The sequence below is a fragment of the Arthrobacter sp. BI5 genome (genome assembly GCF_056680065.1).
This window is the reverse complement of sequence record NZ_CM155264.1, coordinates 19,638-38,249: the sequence shown is the minus strand read 5'-3', so window position 1 is coordinate 38,249 and position 18,612 is coordinate 19,638. Positions and strand designations below refer to the sequence as shown.

The following is an 18,612-nucleotide window of genomic DNA, read 5'->3' as shown; positions in this document are numbered from 1 at the left end:
CCGCGGGCCTAGCAGTCGTCGCGGACGGCGGAATCCTGCTCGCTGTCCGGGCGGGTGGCCAGCGGCCGCGCCGCGTCCCGCGGTGTGTTCCGCGCTCGCTCCGCGTCCCGCCGGTGGCGTGATAGCCGGCTGTCGGTCCACAGGGCCACGGCCACGAACGCGACGCAACTGGCCATGAAGGCCGCCGTGTTGTTCAGCCCCATCACGGTTCCGAGGATGCCCGTGAGCACCATGGCGGCGATGCCGGCCAGGATGTGCCACCCTCTGAACTTACCCACAATTCAAGCGTAACCCCGGCCTCTGCCGCGTTTCCGCGCCGGGCCGGGATCGTTGTTTGATCCTTATCACGCCGTCACGAAGCATCCGCGCCGCCGTCATCTTCACCGCCGCCGCCGGCCGCGGGGGAGGCGTTTTCCGCGGCCGTTTTCTTCTTCTGGGTTTCCAGCCAGGCCATGATGTCGGCCAGCCGGATCCGGCGGTGCGTGCCGCGGTATTCGACCGGGATCTCGCCCCGGTCCGTCATGTTCCGCAGGTAGGTATGCGAGATGCCCGCCAGCTCGGCCGCCTTCGAGGTGGTGAGCATCTCCTCCACGCTGCTGACCGTGACCGATTCGCCCCGGCTGAACCGGCCCAGCAGGTCCACGACGGCGTCTCTCGCCGCGGGCGGAAGTCGGTGCACGGTGCCGTCCACAAAAACCGTGATGTCATTGCTGCCGTCGAGCGCGTACTGGAGCTTTTGTGCATCCTCGGCCGGGAGCCCTGCGGTCACCCGGGGAGCAATCAGTGTCATGGAGTGCATCCTAGCGCCCCGGGTGTGCGCCACGCCCTCCGGTTACAGGCCCAGTTCTTCCAGCACCGGCAGCTTGGCCCGGACCCAGGCCCGCGCCTCGGTGGCACTCGGCGCGGACAGGGCCAGCTTGGCGAGCTCCTGCGCCTCGGCCAGGGTCACGGTCTTCAGCACCGCGGCCACGGCCGCGATGGAACGAGCGGTCATGGACAGGGTGGTGACGCCCAGCCCGGTCAGCACGACGGCGAGGGCCGGATCCGCCGCGGCCTCGCCGCACACACCGACCGGCTTGGCGTGGCCCTCCGCGGCGGAGCCCTCCACGGTGAGGCCCACAAGCCGCAGCACCGCCGGCTGCCACGGGGTGTTCAGCGCTGCCAGCGGTCCCAGCTGCCGGTCGGCGGCCATGGCGTACTGGGTGAGGTCGTTGGTGCCCAGGCTCGCGAAGGACACCTCCCGCAAGATGGCCTCCGCCGTGAGCGCTGCGGAGGGCACTTCGACCATGACACCGGGGGTCTTGATCCCGGCCGCCGCGCACAGGGACGCGAACCGGGCGGCCTCCTCCGCCGTCGAAATCATCGGCGCCATCACCCAGACGTCCGCCTCGGATTCCTGCTCTGCCTGGGCGATTGCCTGCAGCTGGCGTTCCAGCACCCCCGGCGTGGTGAAGTCGGTCCGGTAGCCGCGGACGCCCAGGGCCGGGTTCGGCTCGGTGGCATCGGTCAGGAACGGCAGCGGCTTGTCCGCGCCGGCGTCCAGGGTGCGGAGTACCACCTTCTTGCCGGGGAAGGCGTCGAAAACGCCCTTGTAGGCGGCGGCCTGCTCCTCGACGGAGGGTTCGGTGTCCCGCTCGAGGAAGCAGAACTCGGTCCGGAACAGGCCCACGCCCTGGGCGTTGAGACCGGCGGCGGCCACCGCGTCCTTCGAGCCGCCGACGTTGGCCAGCAGCGGAACCAGGTGGCCATCCGCCGTCGCGCCGGTGCCGTCAAAGTCCGCCAGCAGCGACGCGGTGGCGGCCCAGTGCACCGCGGCGGCGCGCTGGGTCTCGTCCGGCTCCGCCGTGATGGTGCCGGCGGCGCCGTCGACATAGACCTCCGTGCCGTCCGGCAGGGCGTCGACGCCGGCTGCGGCGACGACAGCGGGCAGGCCCAGGGACCGGGCAATGATCGCGGTGTGGGACTGCGGGCCGCCGCCGGCGGTGAGCAGTGCGAGCACCTTCTCCGGATCGAGCGTCGCGGTGTCCGCCGGGGCCAGGTCCTCGGCAATCAGGATGAACGGGCTGCTGGAGGAGGGGATGCCCGGGGCGGGCACACCGCGCAGTTCGGCCACGATCCGGGCCCGCACGTCCAGCACGTCGGTGGCACGCTCGGCCATGTAGCCGCCGAGGTTGTGCAGCATTTCCGAGACGGAGGCGCCGGCCTCCCAAATGGCGCGCTGGTTGGACGTGCCGCGTCCGATCAATTTGGCTGCGGACTTCAGCAGCATGGTGTCCGTGGCCATCAGCGCCGTGGCTTCCAGCACCGCCTTGCCGTCGCCGCTGACCGTCTCGGACCGGGCCTTGAGCTCATCGTGCACGGCCTTGGCCGCCGCCTTCAGCGCCGCCGTCGCCTCCTCGGCGGAGACACCGGCCGGCAACTGCTCGCCCGCTGGCGGCTCACTGACCGGTTTCGGCATCTGCCGGATGGTGCCGATGATCCGGCCGGGGCTGACGCCTACTCCTTGGAAGTTCTGCACTGAAAGTCCTCATTCTCTGCCGTGAGCCAGTAAGTCTGTTCAGGTGCCGCCACTGAACGCCTAGATCCTAGATTTCCTGCGGCTGTCCGCTACGTCAACCGGCAGATTGCGGTACCTGAAAAAAGTGTATGTGATGCACTTCATATAGCGTTGCTATAGGTGCTAGGGTAGCGGTTATGAGTATCGAAGGCCAGCTACCACCCAAAACCCGGCTGCTCCGTGCAGCGGCCGGATTGCTGGCCAAGTCCGGGGGAGCCGCGGTCTCCACTCGCCAAATCACGCAGCTGGCGGGCGTCACCGCCCCCACCCTCTATCACCACTTCGGTGACAAGGAAGGGCTGTTTGACGCCGTCGTGGCGGCCGGCTTCGAGGAATACGTGGCCGGCGAACGCGACATTGCGCCGTCCGGGCAGCCGCTGGAGGACATCCGGCGGATGTGGGACCAGCACGTGCAGTTCGGGCTGAAGCAGCCGGAACTGTATCTCGTCATGTTCGGCAACATCCGCCCCGAGAGCCGTCCCGCCGTCGTCGCCGACGCCGAGGCGCTCATGGAGGAGATGCTGAACAAGGCCGCCGTCGCCGGCCAGCTGAACGTCCCGCCCCGGGAAGCGGCCCGGAGCATTTTGGCCGCCAACGTGGGCGTGACCCTCATGCTCATCACGGAGAAGGCGCCGGAGCGCAACCTTGAGCTCTCGGCCATGACCCGCGACGCGATGATTTTTGCCGTCGCCACCGACCAGGCCCGGGAAAGCGGCCCGGAGGACTCCGGGAAATCCCCGGTGGTGGTGGCGGCGATCGCCCTGAATGCGGCGCTGCAGGCCTCGCACTCGGACCAGCTGTCCAGCTCTGAACTCAAGCTCTTTCTCGAATGGCTCCACCGGATCTCCGTCAGTTCCACCAGCTAGCTCGTCGAAAATATCGGACAATCCTGCGGTGCAGCAGGAATCACGGTTAGGAAATCACATGGCAACAGAGACAGTTGCAAAACCCCGGACCAGCGTGCGGGTCGGCGTCCAGAAATTTGGCACGTTCCTGTCCGGCATGATCATGCCCAACATCGGCGCCTTCATCGCCTGGGGCATCATCACCGCCTTTTTCATCCCGGCAGGCTTCACCCCGAACGAGGAACTGGCCAAACTGGTCGGCCCAATGATCTCCTACTTGCTGCCGCTGCTGATCGGCTACACCGGCGGCCGCATGGTCTACGGCGTGCGCGGCGGCGTGGTCGGCGCGGTCGCCACGATGGGCGTGATCGTCGGAACTGACATTCCGATGTTCATTGGCGCCATGATCATGGGCCCGCTGACGGCGTGGCTCCTGAAGAAGCTCGAGAGCCTCTGGGAGAACAAGGTCAAGCCCGGCTTCGAGATGCTGATCGACAACTTCACCGCAGGCATTGTCGCCGCCGTCATGGCCATCTTCGGCATGCTGGTCATCGGCCCGGTGGTGAAGGCCTTCAGCAATGGCGCCAGCGCCGTCGTCGAGTTCCTGGTCAACAACGGCCTGCTGCCGTTCACGAGCATCTTCATTGAGCCCGCCAAGGTCCTGTTCCTGAACAATGCCGTGAACCACGGGATCCTGACCCCGCTGGGTACCGAACAGGCGCTCGCCCAGGGCAAGTCCATCCTGTTCCTGCTGGAGGCCAACCCGGGTCCGGGCGTCGGCGTCCTGCTGGCCTACATGATCTTCGGCAAGGGCATGGCCAAAGCCTCGGCCCCCGGCGCCGCGCTGATCCAGTTCGTCGGCGGCATCCATGAAATCTACTTCCCGTACGTGCTGATGAAGCCGATCATCATCCTCGCCGCGATCGGCGGCGGCATGACCGGCATCTTCACCCTGGTCCTCACCGGCGCGGGCCTGCGCTCGCCGGCCGCCCCGGGCAGCATCCTCGCGGTGTTCGCGGCGACGCCGCCGGACAGCTACTTCGGCGTGGCACTGTCCGTCCTGCTGGCCGCGACCGTGTCCTTCCTGATTGCCTCCGTCATCCTCAAGTCCAGCAAGGACGTCGAGGGTGATGAGCTCGGCGCCGCCACCGCCCGGATGGAAACCATGAAGGGCAAGAAGAGCTCCGTCTCCTCCGCCCTCGTCGGTGCCGGCGCCGGAGCAGGCGGCGTCGCGGTGCTGGCCGGTCCGGTCAAGAACATCGTTTTCGCCTGCGACGCCGGCATGGGCTCGAGCGCCATGGGCGCCTCGGTGCTGCGGAACAAGATCAAGGCTGCCGGCTACCCGGATGTCAAGGTCACCAACTCCGCCATCGCCAACCTGAGCGACACCTACGACGTCGTCATCACGCACCAGGACCTGACCGAACGGGCCAAGCCCGCGACGTCCAGCGCGGTCCACGTCTCGGTGGACAACTTCATGAACTCGCCGCGGTACGACGAGATCGTGGAGCTGGTCAAGAGCAGCAACGCGCCGGCGGACGCTTCCGGTGCCGTGGGCGCGCCGGAAACCGTGGCCGCGCCCGACGCCGGGGCCGAGGCCGGGTCCGGCCCCTCCGGGATCCTTGTGGCCGACAGCGTGGTGCTCAGCGGCACGGCAACCACCCGTGACGCCGCGATCGACGAGGCGGGCCGGCTCCTGCTGGACCGCGGCGCCGTCGACGCCGGCTACCTGGACGCCATGCACGAGCGCGAGGAATCCGTCTCCACTTACATGGGCAGTTACCTCGCGATCCCGCACGGCACCAACGCCGCCAAGGACCACATCATGAAGTCCGCGGTGTCGGTGATCCGTTACCCGAACGGCATCGACTGGAACGGCAAAGAGGTCAAGTTCGTCGTCGGCGTTGCCGGCATCAACAACGAACACCTCCAGATCCTGTCCTCGATCGCCAAGGTCTTCACCAACAAGGCACAGGTCGCGCAGCTGGAGGCGGCCACCACCGTCGACGAAGTGCTCGACCTGTTCGGAAAGGTTAATTCCTAGTGAAGGCTGTTCATTTCGGAGCCGGAAACATCGGCCGCGGGTTCGTCGGGCTGCTGCTGCACGATGCCGGGTATGAGGTGGTGTTCGCGGATGTCGCGGATGCCCTCATCACCCAGCTCGCCGCCGCGGACAGCTACCAGGTCCACGAGGTGGGGGACAGCCCCGCCGTGCGGACGGTGGACAACTTCCGCGCGCTGAACTCCGGCACCCAGGAGGCCGACGTCGTCGCGGAAATCGCGACGGCGGACATCGTCACCACCGCCGTGGGCCCGCACATCCTCAAGTTCGTGGCGCCCGTGATCGCCAAGGGGATTGCGGCGCGGGCGGCGGGGCTGGCGCCGCTGCAAGTGATGGCCTGTGAGAACGCCATCAACGCGACCGACATCCTGAAGTCCGAAATCGCTGCCCAATGGGATCCGGCCGCCGGCTCCCTGGACGACGCCGCCGTGTTCGCCAACACGGCGGTGGACCGAATTGTGCCCAACCAGGAGGCCGGGCAGGGCCTGGACGTCACGGTGGAGACGTTCTACGAATGGGTCATCGACCGCACCCCGTTCCTGGGCAAGGAGCCGGTCATTCCGGGGGCGACCTTCGTGGATGACCTGGCGCCCTACATCGAGCGGAAGCTGTTCACCGTGAACACCGGGCACGCCTCGGCCGCGTACTTCGGGTTCGACGCCGGGCTGGCCAAGATTTCCGAGGCCATGGCGGATCAGGACGTCGCCGCCGATGTGCGGGCCGTCCTCGATGAGACCAAAGAACTGCTGGTGGCCAAGCACGGCTTCAACCGCGAGGAGCAGGCAGCCTACGTGCAGAAGATCCTTGGCCGGTTCTCCAACCCGCACCTGCCGGACACCGTGAACCGGGTGGGGCGGGCGCCGCTGCGGAAACTCAGCCGGCACGAACGCTTCATCGGACCCGCGGCGGAGCTGGCCGAACGCGGGATTGTCCCGGAGGCGCTGCTTGGCGCGATCGCCGCCGCGCTGCGCTTCAACGACCCCGCCGACGCCGAGGCCGTGGAACTGGCGCAGATCCTGAACTCCTCCACCCCGGAGGACGCAATGAGGAAGATCACCGGCCTGGAGGCGGAGCATCCGCTGTTCCCGGCCGTCTGCGCCCTCGTCGAGGAAGCCAAGGCCGCCGTCTAGCGGGACGCTCCCGCACCTTTGGCGAGATACCGCTCGACGCTCCCTCACTTTTGGCACCATACCGCTCGACGCTCCCTCACTTTTGGCGGAAAAATGACGGGCCCTCCCTCACATCATGTGAGGGAGGGCCCGTCATTTAAGCCGCGGATCTGCGGGAGCGTCGGCCCCGGACCGGGAAGATCTGAGGGAGCGTCGGCCCCGGACCGGCAGGATCTGCGGGAGCGTCAGACGCGGCTGGCCGCGGCCGTCTCGGCGTCGGACATCGCCTTCCATTCGGCCACGCGCGCCTGGTGCAGCGGCGAGCGGCGGATCAATGCGAACGCGATACCCAGGACCGCGAACCAGAGCGGGGTGACCAGCAGGGCCACGAGGGTGTCCGGCTGGGTGGTCAGGGCCCAGATGAGGAACGCGAAGAAGGCAAAGACCACCCACACCATCGGGATGCCGCCGGGCATCTTGAACGTCGAAGCCGCGTGCAGCTCAGGCCGGCGCTTGCGGAACACCAGGTAGCTGGCCAGGATGATGCTCCAGACAAACATGAAGCAGACGGCGGACACGGTGGTGACCATGTCGAAGGCCACGCCCACGTCCTTGCCCGCGTACAGCAGCGCCACCCCGGCGAGCAGCAGCACGCAGGACAGGAACAGGGCGTTCTGCGGGACCTTGCGGCTGGAGAGGCGGCCGAAGAGCTTGGGGGCGTCGCCGTCGTTGGCCAGGCCGTAGACCATCCGGGAGGTGGAATAGATGCCGGAGTTGGCCGAGGACATCGCGGAGGTCAGCACCACCAGGTTCACCACCGTGGCGGCCATCCCCAGCCCGGCCAGGGAGAACATCGCGATGAACGGGCTCTCGCCGGCCTTGAAACCGGTCCACGGCGTGACGGACATCAGGATGATGAGTGCGCCCACGTAGAAGAGCATGACGCGCAGCGGGATCGCGTTGATGGCGCGGGGCAGGTTGTGCTCCGGATTCTTGGTCTCGGCCGCGGCGGTCCCCACCAGTTCGATGCCCACGAACGCGAACACGGCGATCTGGAAGCCGGCCACAAAGCCCATGAATTCCTTGGGGAACAGTCCGCCGTGGCTCCAGAGGTTGCTGAAGCCCGCGGTTCCGGCGTTGGACTGGAAACCGGTGAAGATCATGACCAGGCCCACCGCGATCAGCGCCACGATGGCCACGATCTTGATAAGGGCGAACCAGAATTCCGTCTCGCCGAAGGCCTTCACGGTCGGCAGGTTCAGCAGCAGCAGGATGATGATGGTGGCGATCCCCGGGACCCACAGCTGGATGCCGGGCCAGAGCTGCTCGGCATAGCCGGCAATCGCGATCACGTCGGCCACGCCGGTGACCACCCAGCAGAACCAGTAGGTCCAGCCGGTGAAGAAGCCCGCCCACGGGCCCAGCAGGTCGCCGGCGAAGTCGCTGAAGGACTTGTAGTTCAGGTTGGACAGCAGCAGCTGGCCCATCGCGCGCATCACGAAGAACAGCATGAAGCCGATGATCATGTACACGAAGATCACGGAGGGCCCGGCGACGGAAATGGTTTTGCCTGAGCCCATAAAGAGGCCGGTGCCAATGGCGCCGCCGATGGCCAGGAGCTGGATGTGCCGGTTGCTCAACGAGCGTGCAAGGTGGGGCTCGGTGTCCCGGCTGGAGGCAGTTCTCTGCTCCGCGGTTGTCTGTTCGGGCATGTCAACAATCCTTAGTGTGGTCCGCCGAAGGTGACGGCGGTTACAAATCAGCCTTTCTAAAATACAGCTTCGGGGAGCTGGCGGCCTTGTCGGGTCACCCATGCGTCATGGCAGGCTGGGCCGGTGACGTCGAATTCAGCCGACCCGGCCGCCCTGCTAACATTCGGCGTCGGCGCCGGGACGTTCCGGCTGCGCCCCGCAGCGTCACCGGCCGTTGACTCTTAGGTGACCTAACTGTTAGGCTCCCTAACTATGAGCGACTACCCGCAGTCGGACGATTTCCTCCTTTCCCTCTCCCGCGATTTCCGGGAAGCCCTGCGCCACAGCATCTACCTTGTGCGGCGCCTGGATGCCGACGGCGAGCTCAGTGCCGCGCAGCTCAGCACGCTCAAGATGCTGCTGGACAGTGCCGAAGCCGGCACCGAGGCCGGCGGCGTGCGGGTTGGCGAGATCGCCCGCAACCTCGGCGTCAAGGTGCCCAGCGCCACCGAGCAGATCATCAAGCTGGAACGGGCCGGGCTGGTCCGGCGGGAGGCGGATCCGGCTGACTCCCGGGCGGTCCGCGTCAGGCTCACGCCGGAGGGCTACGCCGCCGTCGAATCGGCCAACGCCCGCCGCAACGCGGTAATGGCGGGGATCCTCGGCTCACTCACGGACCAGGAACGGCAGGCCCTCGCGGCTGCCATTCCGGTGATCGGCAAGATCAACGAGACCCTGCAGCCCTGACAGTCAGGAGCCCCTGACAGCCAGGCCCCGGTCCGGCAGGAACAACGACAGCACGAACCCACAACCTTAGGAGCGCCCTCCATGGACGGCCAGCTCACGGCGCCCGCGCCGGAAGCAGAATCAACCCTCGAGGCCGAGAAGGCCTCACTACTCAAGCAGCCAAAGGCGGTCTGGGCCACGGCCCTGGCGGCGGTGTTCGCCTTTATGGGCATCGGCCTGGTGGACCCCATCCTGCCCGCCATCGCCAAAAACCTGGACGCCACCCCCAGCCAGGTGTCCCTGCTGTTCACCAGCTACTTCATGGTCACCGCGATCGCCATGCTGATCACCGGGTTTGTCTCCTCCCGGATCGGCGGCAAGCGCACCCTGCTGGCCGGCCTGGCCATCATCGTGGTGTTCGCCTCGCTGTCCGGCCTCTCCGGCAGCGTGAGCGAACTGGTCGGATTCCGTGCCGGCTGGGGACTGGGCAACGCGCTCTTCGTGGCCACCGCCCTGGCCGTGATCGTCGGCGTTGCCAGCGGCGGCGCCGGGACCGCCATCATCCTCTACGAGGCGGCGCTGGGCCTGGGCATCTCGCTCGGCCCGTTGCTGGGTGCCCTGCTCGGCGGCTGGCAGTGGCGCGCACCCTTCTTCGGCACCGCGGTGCTGATGGCCTCGGCCTTCATCGCGCTGGTCGTGCTGCTGCCCAAGACCCCGCTGCCGGAGCGGAAGGTCCGGCTCCGGGACCCGTTGCTGGCGCTGGGCCATAGGGGATTGCGGACGACGGCGGCCAGCGGACTGTTCTACAACTACGGCTTCTTCACCATCCTCGCCTTCACACCGTTCATCCTCGGGATGGACGCCTACGGGATCGGCGGCGTGTTCTTCGGCTGGGGCGTCGCCGTCGCGGTCTTCTCCGTCTTCGTGGCACCCGCGCTGCAGCGCCGCTTCGGGGCGGTCCGGGTGCTGGCCGGCACGCTGGCGCTGCTGCTGGTGGACCTGGCCGGCCTCGGCCTGGCCGCAGGGCACTCGGTGCCCGCCGTCGTCGTCCTGGTGGTGGCCTCCGGCGCGCTGCTGGGGATCAACAACACCATCTACACGGAGCTGGCCATGGGCGTTTCGGATTCGCCGCGACCGGTGGCCTCCGCCGGATACAACTTCGTGCGCTGGATGGGCGGTGCGCTGGCACCCTTCGCCGCCGCCCAGCTGGGCGAGCATTTCGGACCGCAGGTCCCCTTTTTCGCCGCGGCGGGCGCCATGGCGCTGGCAATCGCGGTGGTCCTTGGCGGGCGCCGGTACCTGAGCTCGCACGAGCCGCACCTGGTCTAACCCCGCCCGCCCCTCAAAGCGCGAACGTACACTTGAGGCCCATGTCTCCGCGGAAACATGGGCCTCAAGTGTACGTTCGCGCCCCTGCCGGGACAGTGCACCTAGGGGCGCGCCAGCTAGGGGTGCGCCGGCGCTACTTCTTGGCGGAGCCCTTCGGGACGAAGAGCGTCTCCGCGTGCTCCAGCGCCATGCCGTTGGTCTCCGGCACCTTGAACATCACGAAGAAGAACGACGCCGCGGCGAACAACGCGTACATGGCGTAGGTCAGCGGCAGCGAGGCCGCCGCCATGACCGGGAAGCTCAGCGTGATGGCGAAGTTCGCGATCCACTGGGCGGCCGCGGCCAGGCCCAGGGCGCGGGCGCGGATGCGGGACGGGAAGATCTCGCCCAGCAGCACCCAGACCAGCGGGCCCCAGGAGGCGCCGAAGCTGATGACGAAGACGTTGGCGGCCACCAGGGCGGCGGGGCCCCAGGCGCCGGGGAGCGTGATCGCGTCGCCGCTGCCGGTCGCCGAACCGAAGGCGAAGGCCATGGTCGCCAGCGAGACAGCCATGCCGATCGAACCGGCCAGCATGATGGGGCGGCGGCCGATCCGGTCCACCAGCGCAATGGCCACGAGCGTCACCAGGATGTTGGTGATCGCGGTGGCCACGGAGATGGTCAGCGAGTCCTTCTCCTGGAAGCCAACGGCCTTCCAGAGCGTCGTGGAGTAGTAGAAGATGACGTTGATGCCGACAAACTGCTGCAGCACGGACAGGATGATGCCGATCCAGACCACCGGCTGCAGGCCCAGGGCCTTGCCGCGCAGCGACCCCTTCTGGCCCGCAAGCTTGTCCTCTTCGATGGCCTTCTTGATGTCGCGTAGGTGGCGGTCGGTGTCCTCGTCCGGGGCGATCGAGGCGAAGACCTTCAGGGCTTCCTCGTCCTTGCCCTTGAACACCAGGAACCGCGGCGATTCGGGGAGGGTGAAGGCGATCCAGCCGTAGACGACGGCGGGGACGGCGCCGGCGATGAACATCCAGCGCCAGGCTTCGACGCCGAACCACAGATCCTGGTCGGCGCCGCCGGCAAAGTTGGCGAACACAGCGTCGGAGAGCAGCGCGGCGAAGATACCGGTGGTGATTGCGAGCTGCTGCAGCGAGGCCAGGCGGCCCCGCACGTGGCGCGGCGAAATCTCCGAGATGTAGGCCGGGGCGATCACCGACGCGAGGCCGATGCCCAGGCCGCCGACGAGACGCCAGAAGATCAAATCCCACACGCCGAAGGCAAAACCGGTGCCGAAGGCGCTGACCAGGAACAGCAGGGCGCCGATCTTCATGGCGGGGATGCGGCCGTAACGGTCCGCGACTTTGCCGGCCAGGTAGGCGCCGGCCGCGCAACCGAGCAGGGCGACGGCGACGGCGAAGCCGGTCACGGCCTCGCTGAGGGCGAATTCGTCCTTGATGGCGTCGACTGCGCCGTTAACAACAGAGGAGTCGAAGCCGAAGAGGAAGCCGCCAACGGCGCCCGCCACGGCCAGCCAAATGACCCGCTTGGGGATCTTGGCGACGGTCTGGTCCTGGGTGGTGGTCATATGGCTCCCTCGGCAATTCGTGGTCCACGGCTCACGCCGCAACTACCCAGTCTTACACCGGCACCGCCGCGGCGCATGTCACAGGACAGCTAAATGAGAGCAAGCTTACAATTCCGCCCCGGCCTGTCGGGCGCGCCTAGTGCGCGGGGACCGACTCCTTGGCGGCCGCCTTCGGATCGGTGAGCTTCTTGTTCGGCAGCGCGAAGCTGATCAGGAAGGCGACGCCGGTGAGGGCGGCGGCGGTGAGCATCACGGCGTCGATCGACTGGGCGAAACCCTCGGTGATCGGCCGTGTCAGGGTGGCGTTGGCGGTGTGCAGCCAGCTGGTGTCGTTCAGCGAGTCGTTGCCGGCGCCGTTCTTGAAGAACTCGTACAGCTTGGCGTTCGCCGGGTCGGCCGCCACGGCGGGGTCCTTGAGGACCTTGAGGTAGTCGGCGTTCTGCGCCGCGTCCTTCATGCCGGCGGCAATCTTGTCCGCCGCGAGGCTGAACAGCATCGAGATGAACACCGCGGTGCCCACGGCGCCGCCCATGGAGCGGAAGAAGGCGGCGGAGGAGGTGCCCACGCCCATGTCCTTGGCCGGAACGGAGACCTGCATGGCCAGGGTGAGTGGCTGCATGCAGAAACCCAGACCCAGGCCGAAGAACACGGCGATCGCGCCCGGAACCCAGAGCGGCGTGTCCGCGCCGAGTGAGAGGCCCATGACGACGGCGGCCGCGGTCAGCACGGCGGTGCCCAGGATCGGGAAAACCCGGTACGTGCCGGACGCCGAAATGGTCCGGCCGGCGGTGATGGACCCGGTCAGGATGCCCACCGTGAAGGTGATCATCATCAGGCCCGCCTCGGTGGGGGTGAGGCCCTTGACCAGCTGGAGGTACATCGGCAGCATCGCGATCGCGCCGAACATGCCCACGCCGATGATGAAGTTCAGCAGCGAGGACAGCCCGAACGTGATGTTCTGGAACAGCCGGAGTGGGATCAGGGCGTAGTCGCCGGCACGCTTTTCGGCGAGCAGGAACGCCACGATGCCAACGACGCCGAGCCCGTAGCAAAGGAAGGCTTCGGTGGAGGCCCAGCCCCAGGTGCGGCCCTGTTCGGCGACAAGGAGCAGGGGCACGATCGCCAGGGTGATGGCGGCGGCACCCCAGTAGTCGATTTTCTGCTTGAGGTGCTTGGCCGGCAGGTGCAGGTACAGGAAGACGACGGCGAGGGCGGCCAGACCGATCGGGATGTTGATGAAGAACACCCAGCGCCACCCGTCGAAGCCCAGGATGGTGGCGGAGCCGGCGAACGCACCGCCGATCACCGGTCCCAGTACGGAGGAGATGCCGAACACCGACATGAAGTAGCCCTGGAACTTGGCCCGGTCCTTCAAGGCCACGATGTCGCCAATGATGGTCAAGGCGAGGGCCAGCAGGCCGCCGGCGCCCATGCCCTGGATGCCGCGGGCAATCGCGAGTTCGGTCATCGAGTGGACCGAGCCGGCGTAGAGCGAGCCCGCGAGGAAGATCAGGATCGCTGCGAGGTAGAGCGGGCGGCGGCCGAAGATGTCGCTGAGCTTGCCGTAGAGCGGCGTGCTCACCGTGGACGTGATCAGGTACGCCGTCGTCGCCCAGGCCTGCAGCGAGAGGCCGTCCAGGTCGTTCGCAATGGTGTAGATCGACGTGGACACGATGGTCTGGTCGAGCGAGGACAGGAACATGCCGAGCATGAGGCCCACCATGACGGTGATGGTCTGGCGGTGGGTCAAGACCTCTCCGGGCAGGCGGGAGGAGGTGGTTTTGGACATGACTGCTCCGAGGGGAAGTTTAGGGGTCAAGCAGGAAGGTTGCTTTCAGTAACTATCTTACGGCCTGCTTTGTTCCCGCCGCTCTTGCCCGCCCGACGTCGTCGACCGCCCCCGGCGGCGGGTGCCGGTCAGCGTTCCAGCAGGATCCCGTCCGGGTCGCACCAGATCAGCTGGCCCGGCCGGATGGCCACACCGTCGATTTCCAGCTCCACGTCGGTCTCCCCGGCCCCGGCCTTGGCGCTCTTGCGCGGGTTGCTGCCAAGGGCCTTCACCCCGAGCGGCAGCCCGGCGACCGCCACCCGGTCCCGGATGGCGCCGTTAATCACGACGCCGGCCCAGCCGTTGTCCACGGCGCTCGCCGCGATCAGGTCACCCATCAGCGCGGTGCGCAGCGAGCCGCCGCCGTCGACCACCAGGACGGCGCCGTTCCCCGGAGTGGCAAGGGTTGCCTTGACTAGGGCGTTGTCCTCGAAGCAGCGGACGGTCCGGACCGGGCCGCTGAAGTGCGTGCGGCCGCCCAGCGACTGGAACTGCAGGGAGAGAGAGTTCAGCTCTTCGCCCCGCTCGTCGTAGAGGTCGGCGGTGTTGACGGGGATTGAGGGGGTATCTGGCATGGGTTTTCCTCCTGCTGGGCAAATAGCTGATGAGCGTTGAAGCCCACGATAGTCTGGGCCCACACTGATCATCAGTTTCAGTCATCAGTTCCGGGGGGAACCACATGAGCCTGTCCGATCTGCCCGGCGCCGTTCCGGCCTCCGCTGCCGGCCAGGGCGCTGCCGGCCACGACGCTGCCGCGGGGCCACCCGCCGCGGGGGCCCTCGCCGAACCGGAGCGCCGCGTCGGCCCGGCGTGGACCGCGGGGGTGGTCCTGGTCAATGTGGGCATCAACGCGGCGTTCTTCGGCCCGCTCCAGGTGCTGCTCGGCCAGCAGGCGGCAGCCTTCAACGAGGGGGAGAAGGAAGCCATCCTGGCCCTCGTGACCGGGGCGGGAGCTGCCGTCTCGCTGGTGGCCAACCCCCTGTTCGGCGCGTTCAGCGACCGGACCACCGCACGCCGCGGCCGCCGGGTGCCCTGGGTGCTCTTCGGCGCCATCCTCGGCGCCGCCGCGCTGACCGCCCTCGCCGGCGCCCCGAACGTCGCCGTGATGACCATTCTCTGGTGCCTCGTGCAGGCAGGATGCAATGGCGCCTATGCCGCCATCACCGCCGCGATCCCGGACCGGGTGCCGGTGCCGCAGCGCGGCACCGTCGGCGGGCTGGCAGCGATGGGCCAGACGGTCGGCATCCTGATCGGCGCGGTCATCGCCGCCGTCGTCTCCGGCAACTTCGCGCTGGGCTACGCGTTCTGCGCCGCGGCGCTGCTGGCCGGCGTCGTGCTTTACTTCTTCAAGAACGACGACGTCGCGCTGCCGCGGCACGCGCGACCGCCCTTCCGGCTGGGCGAATTTGCGCGCAGCTTCTGGATCTCCCCGGCCCGGTACCCGGACTTCGCGTGGGCGTGGCTGACCCGCCTGCTCGTGAACATCGGCAACCACATGGTGACGCTGTATCTGCTGTTCTTCCTCACCGATGCCGTGCGGCTGCCCGAGACGCAGGGCATGAAGGCAGAGTTCGGCGTCCTGATCCTGACCGGCCTGTACGCGGTCATGGTCATCATTACCAGTGTGATCGGGGGCCCGATCAGCGACCGGATGGGCCGGCGCAAACCGCTCGTCATCCTTTCTTCGGTCATCATTGCGCTGGCCGCACTGATCCTGGCCTTCGCACCGACGTGGCCCGGCGCCCTGGTGGGGGCAGCCGTACTGGGCATCGGCTTCGGGTCCTACCTGGCCGTGGACTTCGCCCTGATTACCCAGGTGCTGCCCACGGCGCTGAGCCGGGGCAAGGACCTGGGGGTTATCAACATCGCCAATTCGCTGCCACAGGTGATCGCGCCCCTCATCGCCTACCCCTTCGTGGCTCTCTGGGGCGGGTACGTTTCGCTGTACGTCGCGGCCGCGGTGATCGGCCTGCTGGGTGCGGTCTTCGTGGTCAAGATCAAGGGCGTGGACTAGGTCGACCGGGCCGCCCGCTTGACTGGCGAACCGCCCAGCAGGGTGCCGTATAGTGGACGGGATTGCCGCGGCAGCGCTGTGGACTAACTCTCCCGGTTGCCGAGAAAAACGACCCCGGAACGCTGCTGATGCCTGAATTCCCTTCGGATCTTCCGCCAATGGCCCCGCCACCCACGCTGCCCCGGCAGCGACGGCGGTATGCCCGGATTCTTGAGGTCGCAGCCGGCTTTGCCCGCAAGGGAATCGACTCCGTAGTCCTCTCCGAGGTGGCGGCCAAGGCGGACGTGCCGCTGGGCACCCTGTACCGCTATTTCCCCTCCTCGACGCAGTTGATGCTGGCCCTCTACCGCAAGCAGCTCGGCGAGCTGCACCTCGGCGACCGGCCGGCCGGCGCCAGCGTCCCGGCGCACGCCCTGGTGGGTGTGGTGATGGAAATCTTCCACATGCGCCTCATGCAACCCGCAGTGGAGCAATGCCTGAACCGCGCGGTGTATGCCAAGGACACGGACACCACGCACCTGCTCCGGGACATCGACGCGACGGCGGAGAAAGCGGTGACGGAAGTCAGCGGCGACACGGCCGTCTCCAGGGTCCTGCTGCTGACCGTCACCGGCCTGGTTCAGTCCGTCCGCTGCCGCCGGCTCTCGCTGTTCGAAGCCGAGGAAGACCTGAAGAAGGCCTGCTCGCTGCTGGCCCGGGGCCGCGAAGCCGCGCAGCCGGTCTAGACCAGTTACCCGAATAAGTCCGCCCGAATCCACCAGCGGGAACGGCATTGTTTACCATGGCAGAACCGGAGCGGCGCCAGCGCCAGCACTTCCGGGAGCTTCACCGCGGGCCTGCCACCCCCGGGCCCGCCCGGAAGTTCCTTCCCAGACCATCTCGGGCACCCCCTGTGCCCCAGCAGCCAAGTGCCGTACGCCCACGGTGAGCCCCAGGAGACAACGACGTGTCCATTGAAACGATCATTCCCGCCGACCCGACTTCCCCCGACGGAGCCGCAGAGGCGCCGGTAACAGCGCTCAGCGACGAGGAGATCTTCGCCTCCCACCAGGGCGGCAAGCTCTCAATCGCCAGCACCGTCCCGCTCGCCAGCAAGCGCGACCTGTCCATCGCCTACACGCCCGGAGTCGCGCAGGTCAGCCGCGCCATCGCCGCCAACCCGGAACTCGCCAAGACGCTCACCTGGGCACAGCGCCTTGTGGTCGTGGTCAGTGACGGCACCGCCGTGCTGGGCCTGGGCGACATCGGCGCCAGCGCCTCGCTGCCCGTCATGGAAGGCAAGTCCGCGCTGTTCAAGGCGTTTGGCGACCTCGACTCCATCCCGCTGGTCCTCAACACCACCGACGTCGACGAAATCGTCGAGACGCTGGTCCGGCTACGGCCCAGCTTCGGCGCGGTCAACCTCGAGGACGTTTCGGCGCCGCGTTGCTTCGAACTCGAGGAAAAGCTGATCGAAGCCCTCGACTGCCCGGTCATGCACGATGACCAGCACGGCACCGCCGTCGTCGTCCTCGCCGCACTGACCGGTGCCGCGAAGGTGACGGCCCGCGAGCTCGAGGGGCTCCGCGTGGTGGTTTCCGGCGCCGGCGCCGCCGGGATCGCCGTCGCCGAAATCCTGCTTGCCGCCGGAATCGACGACGTCGTGCTGCTGGACTCCCGCGGTGTCATCAACCGGGACCGCGCGGACATTGCCGCGGACCCGGCCAGCAAGAAGGCCCAGCTCGCCGCGCGCAGCAACCCCCGCGGCGTGTCCGGCGGCCCCGGAGAGGCCCTTCTCGGCGCGGACGTCTTCATCGGTGTCTCCTCCTCCCGGCTGGACGAGGAGCACCTGAAACTGATGAACCACAGCGCGATCGTCTTTGCCCTCTCCAACCCGGACCCCGAAGTCCTGCCGGAGGTCGCCTCCAAGTACGCGGCCGTCGTCGCCACCGGCCGTAGCGACTTCCCGAACCAGATCAACAACGTGCTGGCTTTCCCGGGCATCTTCCGCGGCGCCCTCGACGCCGGCGCCCGCCGGATCACTCCGGCGATGAAGCTCGCCGCGGCCCGCGCCATCGCCGATCTGGCAGAGAACGACCTCTCGGCCGACTACATCGTGCCGAGCCCGCTGGACCCGCGCGTCGCCCCGGCCGTCTCGGCCGCCGTCGCCGCGGCGGTGGAGGCGGAGTAACCTTCGCTCACGACCGATGACGGCGCTGCATCCAGGGGGTGCGGCGCTGTCATCGTTGCGCTCCCGAACAACGCCAGCAAGGAACAGGTAGCTCCCGCCCGAATGTCCGGGAAACCCAAGTAGCGAATACTCGGGCTGTGCCGCACCGCCGCAACCTACGCTGGGCCCAGCGGTTCAACCCAGGCAGGCAACCGATCCTGCGGGGAGGTCTGCAAGCTGGGCGGGGGAAATTCGAGTCTTACTTCACACCAGGAATCCGGAGGTTTCGGACCGTGGCTGTGGACTTTTCCGTGGCCCAAAAACCGGTGCCGCGGAGAGCCTTGGCAGGACGCGGCGCCGGGACCGATTCCATTCAGTGAGAAGGAGCAGGACATGAAGAGGTTGCTAGCTGCCGGTGCCGTCGCAGGACTCGTTCTTCTGGGCGGCGGGCTGGCCCCGGCCAACGCCGCCCCGCCGGAGGGGCAGATCTGCCCGGCATGGGACTCCGGGAAGATCGATGTGGCCGACGGCATCAAGTCGATAGAGATCACCGCTCCGGCCGGTGTCGAGATCACCGCCGTCTGCGTCAAGGCCGGCTCGGCTAACCAGGGGCTCGGCACCCAAATCACTTATTACAGCCCCAGCCAGTTGACCGTGACAATCTCCCACTACTCCGGCAAGGACATTTCGCACTACTCCGTCATGTACGGCGCGCCCTCCGGAAGCTAG

At 67.6% G+C, this 18,612-nt stretch carries 16 protein-coding genes; 9 read left to right on the top strand and 7 right to left on the bottom strand.

All coding sequences use genetic code 11. The features are described 5' to 3' along the window. Window positions 1–8: 8 nt before the first annotated feature. The 3 genes from AC1MED_RS00190 to ptsP all read right to left on the bottom strand — a co-directional run bounded on the left by AC1MED_RS00190 (window position 9) and on the right by ptsP (window position 2,518). The gene (locus tag AC1MED_RS00190; protein ID WP_346958853.1) at window positions 9–278 is read right to left on the bottom strand and encodes a hypothetical protein; all 270 of its coding nucleotides are present in this window, start codon (window positions 276–278) and stop codon (window positions 9–11) included. Between the two features lie 74 nt (window positions 279–352). Beyond that, window positions 353–790: a helix-turn-helix domain-containing protein gene (locus AC1MED_RS00185; RefSeq protein ID WP_479784777.1), complete on the bottom strand. Its 438-nt coding sequence runs from the start codon at window positions 788–790 to the stop codon at window positions 353–355. Window positions 791–832: 42 nt separating this feature from the next. Beyond that, entirely contained in the window at window positions 833–2,518 is a 1,686-nt protein-coding gene (gene ptsP / locus AC1MED_RS00180) for a phosphoenolpyruvate--protein phosphotransferase (RefSeq protein ID WP_479784775.1), read from the bottom strand. Window positions 2,519–2,694: 176 nt separating this feature from the next. Between ptsP and AC1MED_RS00175 the strand changes: the two genes are divergently transcribed. Genes AC1MED_RS00175 through AC1MED_RS00165 form a run of 3 tightly spaced genes read left to right on the top strand, consistent with a single transcriptional unit; the run spans window position 2,695 to window position 6,594 of the window. After that, a complete protein-coding gene (locus AC1MED_RS00175) occupies window positions 2,695–3,423 on the top strand; it encodes a TetR/AcrR family transcriptional regulator (protein ID WP_479784773.1) in 729 nt (242 codons plus the stop codon). A 58-nt stretch (window positions 3,424–3,481) separates the two neighbouring features. Next, a complete protein-coding gene (locus AC1MED_RS00170) occupies window positions 3,482–5,446 on the top strand; it encodes a PTS mannitol transporter subunit IICBA (RefSeq protein WP_479784771.1) in 1,965 nt (654 codons plus the stop codon). After that, entirely contained in the window at window positions 5,446–6,594 is a 1,149-nt protein-coding gene (locus tag AC1MED_RS00165; RefSeq protein ID WP_479784770.1) for a mannitol-1-phosphate 5-dehydrogenase, read from the top strand. Before AC1MED_RS00170 ends, AC1MED_RS00165 begins: the two co-directional genes overlap by 1 nt. 224 nt (window positions 6,595–6,818) lie before the next feature. Here the strand turns inward: AC1MED_RS00165 and AC1MED_RS00160 are convergent, their stop codons facing one another. Further along, on the bottom strand, window positions 6,819–8,285 hold the full coding sequence (locus AC1MED_RS00160) for an amino acid permease (RefSeq protein WP_479784769.1): 1,467 nt from the start codon (window positions 8,283–8,285) through the stop codon (window positions 6,819–6,821). 252 nt (window positions 8,286–8,537) lie between these two features. Here AC1MED_RS00160 and AC1MED_RS00155 point away from each other — a divergent pair, with 252 nt between their 5' ends. Both AC1MED_RS00155 and AC1MED_RS00150 read left to right on the top strand, forming a co-directional pair. Further along, window positions 8,538–9,011, top strand: a complete 474-nt coding sequence (locus AC1MED_RS00155) for a MarR family winged helix-turn-helix transcriptional regulator (protein WP_479784767.1) — start codon at window positions 8,538–8,540, stop codon at window positions 9,009–9,011. 81 nt (window positions 9,012–9,092) lie between these two features. After that, on the top strand, window positions 9,093–10,319 hold the full coding sequence (locus AC1MED_RS00150; protein WP_346958861.1) for an MFS transporter: 1,227 nt from the start codon (window positions 9,093–9,095) through the stop codon (window positions 10,317–10,319). A gap of 133 nt (window positions 10,320–10,452) precedes the next feature. Here the strand turns inward: AC1MED_RS00150 and AC1MED_RS00145 are convergent, their stop codons facing one another. The 3 genes from AC1MED_RS00145 to rraA form a co-directional block, all read right to left on the bottom strand. Then, window positions 10,453–11,892 carry a sugar porter family MFS transporter gene (locus tag AC1MED_RS00145; protein ID WP_346958862.1) on the bottom strand — a complete coding sequence of 480 codons (1,440 nt, stop codon included), beginning with the start codon at window positions 11,890–11,892 and terminating at the stop codon, window positions 10,453–10,455. A 136-nt stretch (window positions 11,893–12,028) separates the two neighbouring features. Next, window positions 12,029–13,681, bottom strand: coding sequence for an MDR family MFS transporter (locus AC1MED_RS00140; RefSeq protein WP_479784765.1), 1,653 nt, complete (start codon window positions 13,679–13,681; stop codon window positions 12,029–12,031). A 128-nt stretch (window positions 13,682–13,809) separates the two neighbouring features. After that, entirely contained in the window at window positions 13,810–14,295 is a 486-nt protein-coding gene (rraA, locus tag AC1MED_RS00135) for a ribonuclease E activity regulator RraA (protein WP_479784763.1), read from the bottom strand. Window positions 14,296–14,399: 104 nt separating this feature from the next. Here rraA and AC1MED_RS00130 point away from each other — a divergent pair, with 104 nt between their 5' ends. The 4 genes from AC1MED_RS00130 to AC1MED_RS00115 all read left to right on the top strand — a co-directional run bounded on the left by AC1MED_RS00130 (window position 14,400) and on the right by AC1MED_RS00115 (window position 18,612). Then, a complete protein-coding gene (locus tag AC1MED_RS00130; protein WP_479784761.1) occupies window positions 14,400–15,734 on the top strand; it encodes an MFS transporter in 1,335 nt (444 codons plus the stop codon). A gap of 128 nt (window positions 15,735–15,862) precedes the next feature. Further along, window positions 15,863–16,459, top strand: coding sequence for a TetR/AcrR family transcriptional regulator (locus tag AC1MED_RS00125; RefSeq protein WP_346958866.1), 597 nt, complete (start codon window positions 15,863–15,865; stop codon window positions 16,457–16,459). Window positions 16,460–16,680: 221 nt separating this feature from the next. Continuing rightward, window positions 16,681–17,904, top strand: a complete 1,224-nt coding sequence (locus AC1MED_RS00120; RefSeq protein WP_479784758.1) for an NAD(P)-dependent malic enzyme — start codon at window positions 16,681–16,683, stop codon at window positions 17,902–17,904. 372 nt (window positions 17,905–18,276) lie between these two features. After that, window positions 18,277–18,612 (top strand): hypothetical protein, encoded by a 336-nt coding sequence (locus AC1MED_RS00115; RefSeq protein WP_479784756.1) that lies wholly within the window; start codon window positions 18,277–18,279, stop codon window positions 18,610–18,612.

Coding starts and splice junctions, on each gene's coding strand:
- AC1MED_RS00140 (WP_479784765.1), bottom strand. CDS start 13,681: ATGTCCAAAACCACCTCCTCCCGCCTGCCCGGAGAGGTCTTGACCCAC.
- AC1MED_RS00125 (WP_346958866.1), top strand. CDS start 15,863: ATGCCTGAATTCCCTTCGGATCTTCCGCCAATGGCCCCGCCACCCACG.
- AC1MED_RS00155 (WP_479784767.1), top strand. CDS start 8,538: ATGAGCGACTACCCGCAGTCGGACGATTTCCTCCTTTCCCTCTCCCGC.
- AC1MED_RS00170 (WP_479784771.1), top strand. CDS start 3,482: ATGGCAACAGAGACAGTTGCAAAACCCCGGACCAGCGTGCGGGTCGGC.
- AC1MED_RS00175 (WP_479784773.1), top strand. CDS start 2,695: ATGAGTATCGAAGGCCAGCTACCACCCAAAACCCGGCTGCTCCGTGCA.
- AC1MED_RS00115 (WP_479784756.1), top strand. CDS start 18,277: ATGAAGAGGTTGCTAGCTGCCGGTGCCGTCGCAGGACTCGTTCTTCTG.
- AC1MED_RS00150 (WP_346958861.1), top strand. CDS start 9,093: ATGGACGGCCAGCTCACGGCGCCCGCGCCGGAAGCAGAATCAACCCTC.
- AC1MED_RS00145 (WP_346958862.1), bottom strand. CDS start 11,892: ATGACCACCACCCAGGACCAGACCGTCGCCAAGATCCCCAAGCGGGTC.
- AC1MED_RS00160 (WP_479784769.1), bottom strand. CDS start 8,285: ATGCCCGAACAGACAACCGCGGAGCAGAGAACTGCCTCCAGCCGGGAC.
- AC1MED_RS00130 (WP_479784761.1), top strand. CDS start 14,400: ATGAGCCTGTCCGATCTGCCCGGCGCCGTTCCGGCCTCCGCTGCCGGC.
- AC1MED_RS00185 (WP_479784777.1), bottom strand. CDS start 790: ATGACACTGATTGCTCCCCGGGTGACCGCAGGGCTCCCGGCCGAGGAT.
- rraA (WP_479784763.1), bottom strand. CDS start 14,295: ATGCCAGATACCCCCTCAATCCCCGTCAACACCGCCGACCTCTACGAC.